The 15098-nt window shown below is 45.5% G+C and carries 18 protein-coding genes and 1 pseudogene; 16 read left to right on the forward strand and 3 right to left on the reverse strand.

Annotated features, from left to right (window positions below; genetic code table 11):
* The first annotated feature begins 4 nt into the window (after positions 1 to 4).
* From AB3351_RS08905 to AB3351_RS08925, 5 genes are all read left to right on the forward strand, one after another.
* On the forward strand, positions 5 to 406 hold the full coding sequence (locus tag AB3351_RS08905) for a hypothetical protein (protein ID WP_371146770.1): 402 nt from the start codon (positions 5 to 7) through the stop codon (positions 404 to 406).
* A 144-nt stretch (positions 407 to 550) separates the two neighbouring features.
* On the forward strand, positions 551 to 952 hold the full coding sequence (locus AB3351_RS08910) for a Na-translocating system protein MpsC family protein (RefSeq protein WP_371146771.1): 402 nt from the start codon (positions 551 to 553) through the stop codon (positions 950 to 952).
* A 116-nt stretch (positions 953 to 1068) separates the two neighbouring features.
* Positions 1069 to 2058 carry a Nif3-like dinuclear metal center hexameric protein gene (locus AB3351_RS08915; protein ID WP_371146772.1) on the forward strand — a complete coding sequence of 330 codons (990 nt, stop codon included), beginning with the start codon at positions 1069 to 1071 and terminating at the stop codon, positions 2056 to 2058.
* A gap of 35 nt (positions 2059 to 2093) precedes the next feature.
* Positions 2094 to 3209, forward strand: a complete 1116-nt coding sequence (locus AB3351_RS08920; protein ID WP_371146773.1) for a hypothetical protein — start codon at positions 2094 to 2096, stop codon at positions 3207 to 3209.
* Positions 3210 to 3285: 76 nt separating this feature from the next.
* Complete coding sequence (locus AB3351_RS08925; protein WP_371146774.1) at positions 3286 to 3444, forward strand: hypothetical protein; 159 nt, start codon at positions 3286 to 3288, stop codon at positions 3442 to 3444.
* Positions 3445 to 3472: 28 nt separating this feature from the next.
* Here the strand turns inward: AB3351_RS08925 and AB3351_RS08930 are convergent, their stop codons facing one another.
* Positions 3473 to 4225 (reverse strand): CAP domain-containing protein, encoded by a 753-nt coding sequence (locus AB3351_RS08930; RefSeq protein ID WP_371146775.1) that lies wholly within the window; start codon positions 4223 to 4225, stop codon positions 3473 to 3475.
* A gap of 257 nt (positions 4226 to 4482) precedes the next feature.
* Here AB3351_RS08930 and AB3351_RS08935 point away from each other — a divergent pair, with 257 nt between their 5' ends.
* The 3 genes from AB3351_RS08935 (at position 4483) to AB3351_RS08945 (ending at position 7906) form a co-directional block, all read left to right on the forward strand.
* Entirely contained in the window at positions 4483 to 5418 is a 936-nt protein-coding gene (locus AB3351_RS08935) for an AAA family ATPase (RefSeq protein WP_371146853.1), read from the forward strand.
* A gap of 177 nt (positions 5419 to 5595) precedes the next feature.
* Positions 5596 to 6915: a dicarboxylate/amino acid:cation symporter gene (locus AB3351_RS08940; protein WP_371146776.1), complete on the forward strand. Its 1320-nt coding sequence runs from the start codon at positions 5596 to 5598 to the stop codon at positions 6913 to 6915.
* Positions 6916 to 7045: 130 nt separating this feature from the next.
* Positions 7046 to 7906 carry an MBL fold metallo-hydrolase gene (locus AB3351_RS08945; RefSeq protein ID WP_371146777.1) on the forward strand — a complete coding sequence of 287 codons (861 nt, stop codon included), beginning with the start codon at positions 7046 to 7048 and terminating at the stop codon, positions 7904 to 7906.
* 62 nt (positions 7907 to 7968) lie between these two features.
* Here the strand turns inward: AB3351_RS08945 and AB3351_RS08950 are convergent, their stop codons facing one another.
* The gene (locus AB3351_RS08950; protein ID WP_371146778.1) at positions 7969 to 8454 is read right to left on the reverse strand and encodes a hypothetical protein; all 486 of its coding nucleotides are present in this window, start codon (positions 8452 to 8454) and stop codon (positions 7969 to 7971) included.
* A gap of 173 nt (positions 8455 to 8627) precedes the next feature.
* On the opposite strand from AB3351_RS08950, the gene AB3351_RS08955 reads away from it, so the two are divergent.
* From AB3351_RS08955 to AB3351_RS08970, 4 genes and pseudogenes are all read left to right on the forward strand, one after another.
* Positions 8628 to 8810, forward strand: a complete 183-nt coding sequence (locus AB3351_RS08955) for a hypothetical protein (RefSeq protein WP_371146779.1) — start codon at positions 8628 to 8630, stop codon at positions 8808 to 8810.
* Positions 8794 to 9117 (forward strand): annotated as a pseudogene (locus tag AB3351_RS08960) (flotillin family protein); the annotation flags it as partial. The gene AB3351_RS08955 and the pseudogene AB3351_RS08960, both read left to right, overlap by 17 nt.
* Before the next feature lie 211 nt (positions 9118 to 9328).
* Positions 9329 to 9508, forward strand: coding sequence for a hypothetical protein (locus AB3351_RS08965; RefSeq protein WP_371146780.1), 180 nt, complete (start codon positions 9329 to 9331; stop codon positions 9506 to 9508).
* Positions 9462 to 9809, forward strand: coding sequence for a DUF4871 domain-containing protein (locus tag AB3351_RS08970; protein ID WP_371146781.1), 348 nt, complete (start codon positions 9462 to 9464; stop codon positions 9807 to 9809). Before AB3351_RS08965 ends, AB3351_RS08970 begins: the two co-directional genes overlap by 47 nt.
* A gap of 217 nt (positions 9810 to 10026) precedes the next feature.
* Here the strand turns inward: AB3351_RS08970 and AB3351_RS08975 are convergent, their stop codons facing one another.
* A complete protein-coding gene (locus tag AB3351_RS08975) occupies positions 10027 to 10767 on the reverse strand; it encodes an SDR family NAD(P)-dependent oxidoreductase (protein ID WP_371146782.1) in 741 nt (246 codons plus the stop codon).
* Positions 10768 to 10890: 123 nt separating this feature from the next.
* Here AB3351_RS08975 and AB3351_RS08980 point away from each other — a divergent pair, with 123 nt between their 5' ends.
* From AB3351_RS08980 to copZ, 4 genes are all read left to right on the forward strand, one after another.
* Positions 10891 to 11775: a LysR family transcriptional regulator gene (locus AB3351_RS08980; RefSeq protein ID WP_371146783.1), complete on the forward strand. Its 885-nt coding sequence runs from the start codon at positions 10891 to 10893 to the stop codon at positions 11773 to 11775.
* Positions 11776 to 12073: 298 nt separating this feature from the next.
* Positions 12074 to 14485 carry a heavy metal translocating P-type ATPase gene (locus tag AB3351_RS08985; protein ID WP_371146784.1) on the forward strand — a complete coding sequence of 804 codons (2412 nt, stop codon included), beginning with the start codon at positions 12074 to 12076 and terminating at the stop codon, positions 14483 to 14485.
* Between the two features lie 55 nt (positions 14486 to 14540).
* Positions 14541 to 14846 (forward strand): metal-sensitive transcriptional regulator, encoded by a 306-nt coding sequence (locus AB3351_RS08990; protein ID WP_371146854.1) that lies wholly within the window; start codon positions 14541 to 14543, stop codon positions 14844 to 14846.
* A 14-nt stretch (positions 14847 to 14860) separates the two neighbouring features.
* Positions 14861 to 15061, forward strand: a complete 201-nt coding sequence (gene copZ / locus AB3351_RS08995) for a copper chaperone CopZ (RefSeq protein ID WP_371146785.1) — start codon at positions 14861 to 14863, stop codon at positions 15059 to 15061.
* Positions 15062 to 15098 lie beyond the last annotated feature (37 nt).

Below are 15098 nucleotides of genomic sequence, written 5' to 3' on the forward strand. Positions count from 1 at the left end.
AGCGATGAGGAAAACGGTTGGATATACGCTGGTGATGGTGATGGCTGCGAGCTTCCTTGTTGGTTGTCAAGAGCACACGCAGCTACCTGATAAGACAAAGAGCAGTCAGGAAGCGATAGCGCAGTCTCCTTCTCTTGCGGTTTCTCATTCTATTGAAGGCAATACGGTCTACTTGACGTTTCTTACGCGAAATTTCATGTACGCACCCGCCGGAGAGCCGGAGATGAAGCCAGGTGAAGGTCACGTACATGTATGGGTTGATAATAAGCTGGCTCAAGTATATGCCAATATGTACACAGTATCCGGCTTGACACCGGGTGCTCATACATTTGCGGTTGAACTTGTGCGAAGCAATCATAATCCGTATCCAAACACAAAGATTTCGTTTACCATTCAAGTTAAATAATGATAGGTTCATAAGAGCAGCCATCCTGATTGCAAAGGAGAGTCTGCTCTATTTTTTTGAAAATAATAATAATTAATATATTGACTATTTAGATATTATTAAGTATCATGAAGAAAAAGTAAGACAAGGCGAGATGAGCTGCTTATGGAACAATGGAAGAAATCGTTAGGAGATCTCAAGCAAGCGATAAGCCGTGAGTATAATCAGGTGAACAAGCTTCTTTTTGATGTAGGTGTACGTAAGCAGCAGGTAGATGTTGTCGATAATAAGATTTTGTTTATTACGCACCATAAGCGTGTGCACGCCATGCGCTCCATTGATGGGAAGAACCGGGAGCTGACCCGGACGATGGATGTTATGCTTATTGATGAGTTTAAGAACCATCTGCGTAAGCATTTCACCGTCACATTTGGCTTCTCTATCGTCTCCATCCTCAAGGATTATGACCCCTATACAGAGCTTACTGCTACGGTAATTGTTCTGGACCGTGCTGTGACGGCATATTTGCATCCGCAGCAATCGAATATCAATAGACTGGCTGAATGAACTCAAAATTGAGAGCAGGACAGCCGTCAGTAATTTTCACGTGTATGATGCTGATCATATGCGCAAAATGCTGGCGGCTGTTTTTTTATTGTCCACATTTCAAAGGAGGCACAGATATGGCAACAGTACAGGATGTAGTAAAGGCATTGGATTACATTACCGGAGGGAGGGTGCTTGGCGAACATTCATACCGTATGGTGAAATCCTCAGGGATTGCAGGGAAATCTGTGATGGAGACACCGGGTCTTGTGTATGGGGATGCCAAATGGCCGGTAAAGCGGCTGGCTGTGGCGATGACGATGTCAGAGCAGGATATTGAATTGGCGCAGGGAATGGGTGTGGATGCGATTATTGCGCACCATCCACTTGCCGATGCTGCCAGTTCGGGAGGAGTGACGCTGCACAATTATCTTGATTTATACGGCATTGCGGCCTTTGAGTTGCATGAGGCTTTTCATGGTCTGCATCCGGGCATTCCGGCTTTGCATGGACACAAGGTACATCATGTAGATACGCACTTTGGCGGGCTTGAAGGCAATGTACTCTACGTGGGCTCGACTTTGCCGGAAGTGAAGACATTAGGAGATATTCTGCTTCGTTTATCAAGATATATGGACTATAAGCATGAGGATGAACTGCTTGCTAACGAGCGGCAGCTATGTAATTCTCCTCTACTTCAGGAGAGCGGGCAGGTGACACGCGCTATGCTTGTTTTAGGACAAGAAGAGACGCCGGTGTCGAATGTGCTGCATATATTCCCTCATACCGGCTTTACAGCAGAGCATCTCAAGCAGGCAGTGGCTCTTTTTCCTGATACGGATACGGTTATTGCTTCGATTAGTCGTTTGCGGCCAGGACACCCACTCATTCATGCGGCCAGAGAACTTGGGTTGAATATGATCTTCGGTAATTCGCACGCCTTAGAGATTTTTGAGAACGGACTGCCGCTCGCTTACGCGCTAGACAAGCTGCTTCCGGACGTGGAGGTCCTCATCTTTCGAGAGAGGGTAGTGGCATCTCCGCTGCATGCCGTAGGCTGTCCGGATATCCGGGCGTACGGACAGGAGATGGCGTTGTCTCATCTGATGAAGCGAATTCCGGTATAGGCGTATGAACGTATGTAAATAAAGGAGGAAATGATATGTCCAAGCCAGCAGAACAATTACGTGATATTGTGGATCTATCAACAGGGATGGAGACGACGGGACAGGTATCAGAGAAGAAAAACCGCATTGGGCTGCTGGTTGTGGCGTTGCTGGGGATTCTTTTCGTGGTAAGTCCGGAAGTCATCGGCAATGCTTTTACAAGCATGCTGAACAAAGTCAAGCCGATTGTTGTAGATGTATTCTTAATGGGCAATGTCGGGGTATCCATCGTGCTGAGCGTTATGATTGGCCGAGCGTTGGAGCGGATGGGCTTTACTGATGCATTGATGCGATTATTTATACCGATTACAAAAAGAATCAATGTGAATCCGGCTGTGATTATTCCCGGGGTATACAATATTTTGGGTGATATTAATGCGGCTGGACGCATCGGCGGCCCCATCCTAAAGCGTGCGGGGGCGACCCGGGATGAGCAGTGTATTGCCATTGCTACCATGGTACAATCCCAGCAGTCTTTCTCCTGTTTTATGCTTGGACTTATCGCCTTATCCATTGCCGGAATTAATGCCTTCCCGGTAGTGTTTCTTGCCGTCTTTGCCCCGCTTGTTATCGTGCCGTTTGTTTTGAGCAAGACGCTGTACCGGAATACGCGTGCGGTCGCGATGAAAGACCTGCCTACTTTCACGCCACGGGAGCCGGTTTTTCACACCGTGTTTCAAGGAGCGCGTGAAGGAGCGGAACTGCTGTTTTTGCTTGTTATTCCATCGATTGCCGTTATTTACAGCTTAATCGGACTACTTGATTATGTCGGGGTGTGGAAGCCGTTTGAGCAATCGCTCTCAGGATTTCTTGCAGTGATCGGTGTACATCCGGCAACCGGTATTACAGCGATTATGGCGTCACCTACATTGGCTATGGGACAACTGCAGGAGATCGCTGCGTCAATTGATCCGAGGTGGGTTGTTGGCGCCTTCGTCTTAGCAGCCTCCGGACTGCCGCTCTCTGATGTGCTTGGACAGATTCCGGCCATATGGTCCACCAATTCTGATTTAACCGCTAAGGAAGCATTAACCGCAGCCATCATCGGCACCGTTATGCGTTTTATTACGGTGGCTGTCATCGCCTTTGGTCTTACGCCGCTTCTGATATAGAATGGGCTGTTTGCGCATAACATAAAAGTCGGATGCAATACTAAAGGTGGTGCGATGCGCAAAAGGAGAGTACGCGGTGCTATATGTCATCTGGTTTCTTCTCTTGCTAACGATGGGAGTCGTTCTGTTTTTCGTCTTACGGTCATTTGATCCCGATATCTTTGTCCCTGAGCCGAAGAAAAAACAAAATGCGCCTGCCGCACCGCCAGATAAAAAAAAGCCAGACTCGTCCTGAGTCTGGCTTTGCTGCTTTAGAAATAATCTTATCCTTTGAACATTTGCACGAACATCTTGCCGTACGGGCCGCCGTCCACAATGCCGATCCCAACTTCTGTAAAGGCTGAGTTGAGGATGTTTTTGCGGTGTCCGTCAGAATTCATCAGGGAAGTGTGCGCCCCTTGTACGGATGAGTTACCGGCAATATTCTCACCGGCTGTACGGTAGTCTACACCGTAGCGATTCATCATATCAAACGGTGAGCCGTATGTTGGCGATTGATGGCTGAAATAATTTTTATCAATCATATCCTTGGCTTTCATACGCGCAAGCTTTTGTACCTCCATGTTTACTTTCAGAGGTGCAAGGCCCTGCTTTGTGCGTTCCTGGTTGACAAGGTCAAGCATCTGTTTTTCATCGGCTGTCAGGCCCTCAGTTGTAGAAGGTTTTGCTACAGGTGCTTGAGCTTGCGTAGGAGCGTTTGCTTGATTAGGTTGTGGCTTTGGCTGTGTTTGCTTCTCTACCTCAGGTTTTTGTCCTGGTTGTACAGTAAGGTTGAATCCAGCCTGTTGACACTGCTGCTTCAATTGCTGCATATCAGGCTTCATGCCTGCTTGTTGACATTGTTTGAGATATTGATCAATGACGTTTTGCAGGTTGCCTTGATTTACATTTCCACTTTGCAGAACGCCTTTTACGACTTGTGGAGTTGGGCATGGAGCTGCCGCTGCCTCCGTTACAGAGAAGCTTGCACCGAACATGGACGTGCACAGTAAGGATGCTGCGAGTATTTTCTTCATATCATCACTCCTGTTGTATAAAATGCGGCATGTGCCGTAACGTGTTTCATCGTAACACATAATTCCGAGTGAAAAACATGGTAATATATACAAGTTCGTTTTGCCTTCTCTTGTTTTCGACTAATTTTTAATTTTGGCACATACAGTAATAGAAATGCACAAATAAGCGCGTCCCCGCTCAATTACCCGCTCTGTAAGGGTGGTTGGGGAAGAAGAAAAGAAAAGTACGGAACGCTGAAGCGATTCGGGGTGAGAGAATGAAGGCGACAGGTCAGACTACCACCGGTAATCAGATTAAAGTAGTATTTCATAATGAAAATCAAAGGCTGCAGAGCCGTGAACAAATCATTAGCTCGCGTATGGAGAAGTCCCTTGAACGGGAATCCGGCGCATTAAAAGAGCTGGAGAGTCTGGTTGGACTTGACGAAGTCAAAAAACTGGTGTATGAAGTGTATGCATTTCTGACGATTCGAAAGCTAAGAGAAGAACAAGGGTTGTTCAATGCTCCTCACATGTTTCATATGGTATTTCGCGGCAATCCGGGTACAGGCAAGACGACGGTAGCCCGCATTCTCGGGAAGCTATTCAAGGACATGGGCGTGCTTGAGAAGGGGCATCTAGTAGAGGTAGAGCGCGCGGATCTGGTGGGTGAATATATCGGTCATACTGCATCGAAAACGCGTGATATTATCAAAAAAGCGTTGGGCGGTGTATTATTCATTGATGAAGCGTATTCACTGGTACGCGGTGGAGAAAAAGACTTTGGCAAAGAATGTATTGATACACTTATCAAAAGCTTAGAAGATGACCGCAAACAACTTATTGTCATTCTGGCGGGATATAATGAGGAGATGGATTATTTCCTCGCATCGAACCCCGGTTTGCCGTCCCGGTTCCCAATCAAACTTGATTTCCCTGATTACACGATGCATCAACTGCTTGATATAGCCGATACGATGTGCCAGGATCAGGCCTATTTTCTATCGCAGGAAGCCCGCTCTCTTGTGCGAAAGCAGCTCATAAGCATACAGGAAAACGGTACGGAACATTTCAGTAATGCTCGTTTTGTACGCAATATGATTGAGAAGGCAATTCGTCAGCAGGCCATTCGAATTGTAACGGAGCATGCGGCACATCAGGTAAATCGAGAGATCTTGATGGAGCTTCGGGCAGAAGACTTTGTGCAGGAATAGACAAGAAGTCATTCGGATCAACTGCCGAATGACTTCTTGTTTTTTATTGACAGTACACAAAAAAAGGAGTAGAGTAATACCTTGTTAACAGGTAAGAATTAAAGGTTATGTTGGTGATGCTGACAAATTAGCATAAAACTTCCGTATACCTATAAGAAAAACATACAGGGGGGAACCATGGTGTATATAAGTTTAGCGATCGCAGCGCTTCTTCTTGTGCTGCTGTATTATTTGGCTAAGAAGAAAGTGAGCTTCGGCAATCGAGTCATGCTTGCTATGCTACTTGGTGTAGGATTGGGTGCGATTTTTGGACCTGATGCTGAGAGTGTCGGTGTGATCGGACAAATATATGTCAGCTTGATCAAAATGGTCGTTATGCCGCTGGTCATTTTATCTATTGTATCGAGCGTAACGAAGCTATCTGATCCTGGACAATTAAAGAAAATAGGCATAAAAACAGTGAGCTTGTTCTTAGCTACTACAGCTATCGCCGCTACGATTGGTTTAGGCGTCGCCCTTGTCATGGACCCGGGGGCGGGCATTCAGTTTACAAAGGATGCGTCATTTGAAGCAAGGGAAATTCCGGCTTTTAAAGATGTCCTGCTTGATCTGGTTCCTTCAAACCCGATTAATGAAATGGCGGAGGGAAAGGTTGTACCGGTTATTATTTTTACGACCTTTGTTGCGGTAGCCCTAGCAGTAGAAGGAGCCCGCAAGCCGGAAGCGATAAAGCCGGTTAAAGATTTTATTAACGGCGCAATGATCATCATGTTCCGTGTTATAAAAATGGTTATTAAACTTACTCCATACGGTGTATTTGGTCTGATGACGGCTGTAGCTGCCAAATACGGACTTGCGGCTCTGCTTCCGCTTGGCAAGGTGATTATCGCTGTATATATTGCATGCATTCTGCATATGGTGCTGACATACGGCGGTCTGCTTGCATTTGTAGCACGAGTGAATCCGCTTCGCTTCTTCAAAAAGATTTATCCGGTAATGGTCGTAGCTTTTACGACCCGCAGCAGCTATGCTACGCTGCCGGTAAATCTAGAAGTAATTAAAAAGCGGGTTAAGGTATCCGATAAAATCGCCAGCTTTGTAGCACCGCTTGGCGCAACCATTAACATGAATGGATGCGGCGGCCTCTATCCGGCTATTGTTGCTATTTTTGTAGCCCGTGTATTTGGAATCGAGCTTGGGATTATGGATTATATTCTGCTGATTGCAACTGCGACCGTCGCTTCTGTAGGGGTAGCCGGAGTGCCCGGCCCTGCGTCCATTTCGACAACGGTCGTATTGACCACAATGGGGCTTCCGCTTGAAGGGATGGCTATTGTGCTTGGCGTCGATGCCATTATCGATATGGCACGAACGACTGTGAATGCTACCGGAACTACGGTGTCCTCACTCATTATCGCCAACTCTGAAGGCGAGTTTGATCGTGAAGCATTCAATCGTGATGACAAGGAAGATGAACTCGAACTGCATGCAATCTAGTGTATAGGGATAGAACGATAGAGAGGGCGGCCTTACAAAAAGGTCGCTCTTTTTTATTGATGGAAAAAAGGAAAATTTCGGGTATGATGGTAAGTGAACGTGATTTTAACCCTGAAGGGAGAGCATGTGCATGAGCAGAGCCGAACGTCTTGGTACGAATGTGGAAGGGGATTTTTATGTGAACGCTGCTTGTATTAATTGCGATACGTGCCGTCAATTGGCTCCAAGCGTATTTTCACAAGTAGGACGCTATTCCGCTGTTACCTGTCAACCGGAAGATCAAGATGAGAAGCGGCGAGCCTTTCATGCGCTGCTTGCTTGTCCAACAGGAGCGATTGGAAGCGAAGATAAAGAGGGGCTAAAAGATGCGATCGAGGAATTTCCGTTGCACTTAGCTGATCAGATATATTACTGCGGATACACATCTCGCGAGTCGTTTGGCGCAAGCAGCTATTTCCTTGTACATCCGGATGGGAATTGGCTTATTGATGCGCCGCGCTATGTTCCCTCTCTGGCAAAGAAGCTCGGGGAGATGGGCGGGGTGCGCTATGTTTTTTTAACTCATCAGGATGATGTAGCCGATGCGGAGCAATATGCCCGCCACTTCGGTGCTGAGCGAATCATTCACGAAGCCGAGAAGGATGCACAGCCTGAAGCCGAGCATATTATTAAAGGAAAAGAGCCTATAGAATGGCAACCTGGCTTTGAGATTATTCCTGTACCGGGTCATACTGCTGGGCATATTGTGTTGTTATATAAGGATAGGTTTCTTTTCTCAGGTGATCATCTATCCTGGAATCGGGATACGCAAAAGCTGGATGCTCATAAAGAACATTGCTGGTATTCGTGGAGAAGACAGAGTGAATCGATGGTGAGATTAGCCGAAGAAGCATTCGAATGGGTACTGCCGGGACACGGTAATCGGATTCATCTGCCGCAGGCGGAGATGAGAGATGCTATGCAAGCGCTGATTCATGAGATGAAGGTATAGCAACAAATAGAGAAGACGGAGTGGCATGATGGCTACTCCGTTTTTTATTGAAGGAGCTGTGCTTAGTTTATGGAGAAGCGCTCAAGGTTTTGCTTTGCTTTGGTTAGCTGTTCAACGCCTTCAAGCACCTGCTTGGCTTCCGCTTTTTCCATGCCTGCAAGCAGTACGGTTAATCCTTTGCGGTACGACATAAGCACGGCTTCGAATTCTGCTTTTTGCTTACGGAGACCATCCTGTGAGGGATGGAGTTCGTTATGTACAACATTCCATAGAAGAAGCATTTCACGGCGTGCCGTATGTATGCTCTCTAGCGCTTCATGCAGCTCGTCATTGTGCTGCATCTCTTCAAGCAGCCATTCCAATTCATTTGCGATCGTTTGCGCTTTGGTGACAGAGGTGGTGAGTGCTGTAAGAGTCGTACGGTCATTTGGCTCTAGCGCAGCGCTTTTGGAAATGGTGGGGGCTGTAGTCTGCTTTTCTAGCGTTTCGCATCCGGTGAATCCAAGCATTACTACAATCCCAAGCAATAGAAATAACAAGCGATTCATGTACGCACCTCCTGTTCTCAGTGTATGAGCTTGTCCTAAAAAATATGCAGATATTGTATGCTGTCATGGTAGTTAGTTGAATAAACGAAAGAAAAATGGGAATTTTTTAAACTTATAACATGTAAAATTCGTATACATAGGCATAAAATTCCAAGTGAAAAGGGGTGGGAGGGATGCTTGAACTTTACTGGATATGTCTGATTATTGGTGTGGTATTTGCGCTGCTGACCGTACTGCTTGGTGAGGTGGTTGATCATGTTGTGGATGGATTGCTTGATTTCTTGCATGTAGATATCGGTCATGCGCTGCGGCCGCTGGTGCTTATCGGTGGGCTTGCGGGATTCGGCGGTGCTTGATATTATCGTGAAGATGCTGCCTGAGCTTGCGAGCAAGATCGCAGAGCCAATGGGCAACATTGAGAAGGTAACGGTAGTCGATACAGGAACAGGCGATGGGGCAACACGCGTCAGCAAGTATGTTACCTCATTGATGGCGACGGCGCCGCAGATGGTAAAGGACGTATCAGGAATTGATCTGGAGCAGCTTGTAAAAAACCTGACAGAAAAGAAAAGCAGTCCTTCAACTGCCTCTGCTTCTTCTCCGCTGCCTGTGATTTCGCCCGCTCCCTCGGACAAAACGGTACATATGCCGTCCGAAGAATAAGAAAACCCGGTTTGTGGGAAATAGAAAGCTGCCTCGTAGGGGCGGCTTTTTTTGTTAAAAAGAGAAAAAAATACATATTTATGTTAAAATATTTAGAATATTTTGTTGCCATAAAAGTAATACATAACGTTTTTATTTAACATAAGAGCGTAAAGTAGCACACAGATGTTGGATTGACTGTCTTACTATTACTTACTTGGAGGTGGGTTGATTGCTTAGTATGATTGGATTACTTGTTGCTCTTGCTTCGTTAGTTATTGGTATAGCGCTTTGCTGTCTTGTGAATCTAAAATTTGTCCAGGCATTCTGGAAGGCGGTTGCCAACGGTTCACAGGATGCATTGATTGCGGCAGCGAATACGTGTGCTAGGGAGAGTTGGCATCATTGGTAACGATATCGATACAAAATTCCCAGATCTTCCTCCGAAATGGTTGTGGCATTTTTGGGGAAAGAAAGAAGAATTACAGGATAAGAAGTTGAAAGTTGTAGCGATTCACAAAGATACAGGAGAAGAGGCAGATCCTTTAGGGAAGTACATGACGGAACCTAGAGTTACATATAGTGATACGCTCGTTAATGGCTCACATGCAACGATGCCTTCGAATGTCTCGCTTCCGCGTGCAGGGTTATGGAAAGTAAAAGTTTATCTTGATGAAGCATTTTTTGCTGAATTCATCATTGAGGTGAAGTAAGAACCTGATGTACGCCTGATAATTTACAGAATGTAAAGGTGGAAATAGCCATTCAGATTGAATGTCTTAGGCTGTCGAAATTTTCTTGACAGCCTAAAGCTATATAATATCTGTTTTATATAACTTTGTGTATTGTTCTATTGCGGGGAACCGTACCACAAATGATCATAAAATGGAGAGTGTAGTAGTGGAGTTACTCTAACGCCCTCCATCTTCGTTACAACGTTTGTCCGCTATCCACCGTAATGATTTGTCCTGTCATTGCTTCTTGTTCCAAGACAGCGCAGATACATTGTGCAATATCTTCGGGTGTTGAAATACGTTGCAACAGAAGCTTAGGAGCTAATCTCTTCATTTCTTCTTCCCTTCCAGTCCACCATCTTGTTGCAACGGCTCCCGGTACAACACAACAGACTCTGATGTCTGGAGCTAGAGCATGTGCTAACGACTTAGTAAGACCATGAATGGCCGCTTTGGATACGGCGTATGGAAGAGAAGATCCTAATCCCGTTTGTCCCGCTATACTGCCGAGATTGACTATTGCTCCTTGTTTATTACTTTTCATAAAAGGAGCAACGGCTCGCGCGCAGTAAAACATTCCTTTGACATTAACATTATAAAGTTCATCCCAGACTTCCTCCGTTACCGCTTCTAAATCATCAAATGAAATGTATCGCGTAATACTGGAGTTATTTACTAGTAAATCTACAGTCCCGAATTGCTGCACTATGGTATCGACCATCTTCCTAACTTCCTTGTCTTGAGAAACATCGGCTTGGATGGTTATTGCGCGTCCGCCTTCGTCATTGATGATTTGTGCCGTTTTCTCTGCATCGGCTTTAGAATGAGAGTAGTTTACTGCAATAGATGCCCCTCGCTCAGCCAAGGCCAGGCATGTAGCTCTGCCAATTCCAGTACCGCCGCCGGTAACGAGAGTCACTTTATTTTTTAAACGCATATCATCCATCTCCTTCTGTTGCTCTTGATATAAGAAATTGTATACTGCTAATCTAAATTTGTATAATTGAATTAATTAAAGTTTTCATTCAAAATTTTTGAACTGTGGAATGGAAGTGCTAAAGTGGATCTTAAACTATTAAAAACGTTTCAATTGCTAGTGAATTATGGGAGTTTTATCCGTGTAGCTGAAGAAATGAATTATGCTCAGTCCACAGTCACGATGCAAATTCAAAAACTTGAAGCGGATTTAGGCATTCAGTTGATCGAACGCGGGAAAAAAATTCGGTTAACAGAAGCGGGAAGACTATTTTATGAACAAAGTTTACAAATTATAAAGAATATAGAGCAACTGCAAACAAGTATGTTTAATTTTCAAATGGGTGAAGCGGGAAATGTTCGTTTAGGGGTGACAGAGCCAACTGCCAGCTACCGATTACCTGCTATTTTAAAGAAGTTTTTATCCCGCTATCCGAAAATCCGTATCTCCGTGGACATTACAAATACGTCAACGCTGAGTGGACGACTTCTTAAAGGTGATATTGATATAGCTCTCTGCTCAGTGCCTGAATTGGGCGATGCTCTTTATTTTGAACCTTTATTTAAGGAAGAGTTTGTGGTCTTGATGCCGGAGAACCATCCACTTGCTCAAAAAGCTGTCGTTGCTCCAGAGGATATACAGAGATATCGTCTGCTTATTACTTCAGCAACATGTCCGTACCGCAGAAAGTTAGAGATAGTCTTGCAGGATATGGGGAACATTTCCGTAGATACGATGGAGATAGGAAGTATGACAGCTTTGAAATATTATGTAGAAAGCGGATTAGGTATTGCCCTCGTACCAAAGATTGCAACAAAAACCGTTCCTAATGGAACAACCATACGGACTATGTCCGGAAGTCTCATAGAAATGACTTTCGGCATCCTTTGCAAAACATCAGATTATCCACTGAAGCTGGCAACTTCGAAGCTTTATCAATTTCTCAAACAAGAGTTTTATAAACCGTAGGATATACCCCTTTTTTATCAATTAAATATCTTGTGCGGTATCAATACCTTGAGCCCTGATCAACAGCTCTTGTGTTTACTAGGCTAATTTGCCATAATAGCGTACTGTTTTTAAGGCAACCTTGCTTAGTCTAGAAAATTGACCCATTTTTTAAGTGTTAGGAAATTTTTCATTGACATATAGGGTAGAGGGGTATAGTATAAAAATATAAACAACAGCAAAAAACATATGCATCTAAATAGTATATTATTTTATAATAAGGATACTATACAGTGGTATAGTGTAGGAGGCGATACGAATGTCAGATACAAAACAAACGACGCTTCAAATTAGCGGGATGACATGTGCAGCCTGCGCCAACAGGATTGAGAAGGGACTAAGCAAGCTTGAAGGCGTATCGGAGGCGAATGTAAATTTTGCATTGGAGAGAGCGACGGTGAGTTATCAGCCGGATGTAGTTTCTCCCGCGCAAATGGAAGAGAAAATTGAAAAGCTGGGCTATGGTACAGTGAAGGAGCAGATTGATTTTCAGCTTACCGGCATGACGTGTGCCGCCTGTGCGAATCGGATCGAAAAGGGTCTTGCCAAGATGCCCGGAGTATCGCAGGCGAGCGTTAACTTTGCTCTAGAGACGGCTCATGTGGAATACAGTTCATCAGAGGTATCGGTTGATGATATGATCCGTAAGGTGGAGAAACTGGGCTATCAGGCTGCACTTAAAGAGGATGCGGCAGGGGATAGCGGAGATCATCGCCAAAAAGAAATCACCAGACAAAAGCAGAAGTTTATCATCTCTGCGTTGCTGTCGCTGCCGCTGCTCTGGTCGATGGTAGGACACTTCTCGTTTACTTCATGGATTTTCGTACCTGAATTATTCATGAATCCATGGTTTCAACTACTCCTGGCGACACCGGTGCAATTTATTATCGGCAGCCAATTCTATGTCGGCGCGTATAAAGCGCTGCGAAATAAGAGTGCGAATATGGATGTGCTGGTCGCGCTTGGTACATCAGCAGCTTATTTCTATAGTGTATATCTAACAATTCAATGGGCGGCAAATCAGCATCATATGGCTGAGATGTATTATGAAACCAGTGCAGTGCTCATTACCTTGATTCTATTAGGCAAGTTGTTTGAAGCGTTGGCGAAAGGTCGTACATCAGAAGCAATCAAGACGTTGATGGGCTTGCAGGCTAAGACAGCGCTTGTTGTCAGAGACGGGGAAGAGATGGTCGTTCCGATTGAAGAAGTTATAGTCGGTGATATGATTATCGTGCGCCCGGGTGAAAAAATTCCGGTCGATGGAGAGGTTGCAGAAGGACAGTCATCTGTAGATGAGTCCATGCTGACAGGAGAGAGTATCCCGATAGAGAAGCAGACAGGTGCGCATGTGTTCGGTGCGACCATTAATAAGAATGGCATACTGAAAATAAAAGCAACCAAAGTAGGAAAAGAAACCGCGCTTGCGCAAATTATTAAAGTTGTTGAAGAAGCTCAGGGCTCTAAAGCGCCGATACAGCGGGTTGCGGACAGGATTTCTGGCATTTTTGTTCCGATTGTGGTCGGTATTGCGGTGCTTGTATTTCTGATCTGGTATTTCTTTGTTGCACCGGGTGATTTCGCTAATGCATTAGAGAAGCTGATTGCTGTACTAGTCATCGCCTGCCCATGTGCCTTAGGACTTGCGACGCCGACTTCTATTATGGCAGGTTCCGGACGCGCAGCAGAAGCGGGGATTTTGTTTAAGGGCGGTGAACATCTAGAGGCCGCACACCGTATCGATACGGTAGTATTGGATAAGACAGGGACAGTGACAAAAGGAAAACCGGAATTAACGGATGTACGTACAGAAGGAATCGAAGAAGAAGAATTCCTGCGTCTGGTCGGCAGCGCGGAGAAGAACTCCGAGCATCCGCTGGCTGAGGCAATTGTGAGTGGTATTCAGGAACGCGGTGTCTCGCTTGTGCGTACGGAGGAGTTTGAAGCTGTGCCAGGCTACGGCATTCGTGCTGTAGTAGAAGGAAGAACGATTGTGATCGGAACGCGCCGCTTGATGGAACGTGATCAGGTCCAGATGACAGACGCACTGGAGATGATGGCAGAGTTAGAGCGCAACGGAAAGACAGCGATGCTTGTGGCGATCGACCGGCGTTATGCAGGTATGGTGGCGGTAGCTGATACGGTCAAAGAAACATCAAAAGAAGCGATTGTACGTCTAAAAGAGTTAGGCATTGAAGTCGTCATGATTACAGGTGATAATCAGCGTACAGCAGAAGCTATCGCGGCCGATGTAGGCATCGACCGTGTGCTTGCCGAAGTGCTGCCGGAGGGAAAGGCGGAAGAAGTTAAAAAATTGCAAAGCCAAGGGCGCAAGGTTGCCATGGCTGGAGATGGAATTAATGACGCCCCTGCACTCGCTGTTGCAGATATCGGTATTGCGATGGGTACGGGTACAGATGTAGCCATGGAAGCCGGGGATATTACGCTGATGCGTGGTGATTTAACAAGCATCGCAGACGCCATTTATATGAGCCGCAAGACCATGGCCAATATTAAACAGAATTTGTTCTGGGCGCTTGCTTATAATTCACTCGGAATTCCGATTGCCGCTGCGGGATTTTTGGCACCATGGGTTGCAGGAGCGGCAATGGCGCTCAGTTCAGTCTCTGTCGTGCTGAATGCGCTGCGTTTGCAGCGGGTGAAGTTATAACATGAAGAGATTCTGATAAGGAGGTGAAGCGATGGAGCCTACAATTGAACAGCCTATGGATGAAGACGTGCCTCAGCATTGTGATCGCACAAGCCATCATTCCGAGAAGATGAAGAACAACCTAACCTCTCGTCTGAACCGGATTGAAGGGCAGATTCGAGGCATCAAAGGTATGGTAGAGAAAGACGTATATTGTGATGATATCCTCAATCAGATTGCCGCTGTACAATCAGCGTTGAATTCAGTGGGTAAACTCTTGTTAGAAGGTCATATGAAAAGCTGCGTTATTGAACGCATTCAAGAAGGCGATCATGAGGTGCTAGATGAACTGCTGAAAACGATGAATAAATTAATGAAATAATGGAGGGATTGTAGATGCAAAACGTAACATTGAAAGTAGAAGGAATGTCCTGCGGGCATTGTGTAAAATCAGTAGAAGGCGCGCTTAAGGAAATTGGTGCAGCTGGTAAGGTGAATCTAGAAGCGAAGACGGTACAGGTTGAATTCGATGAGAACAAAGTGTCTGTCGATGCGATCAAAGAAGCCATTGAAGAGCAAGGATACGACGTCGTCTAACAAAAAATGGGGCTGTCCAGAAAGTCGATTTTTTGAC

This window comes from Aneurinibacillus sp. REN35 (genome assembly GCF_041379945.2).
Classification (GTDB): Bacteria; Bacillota; Bacilli; order Aneurinibacillales; family Aneurinibacillaceae; genus Aneurinibacillus.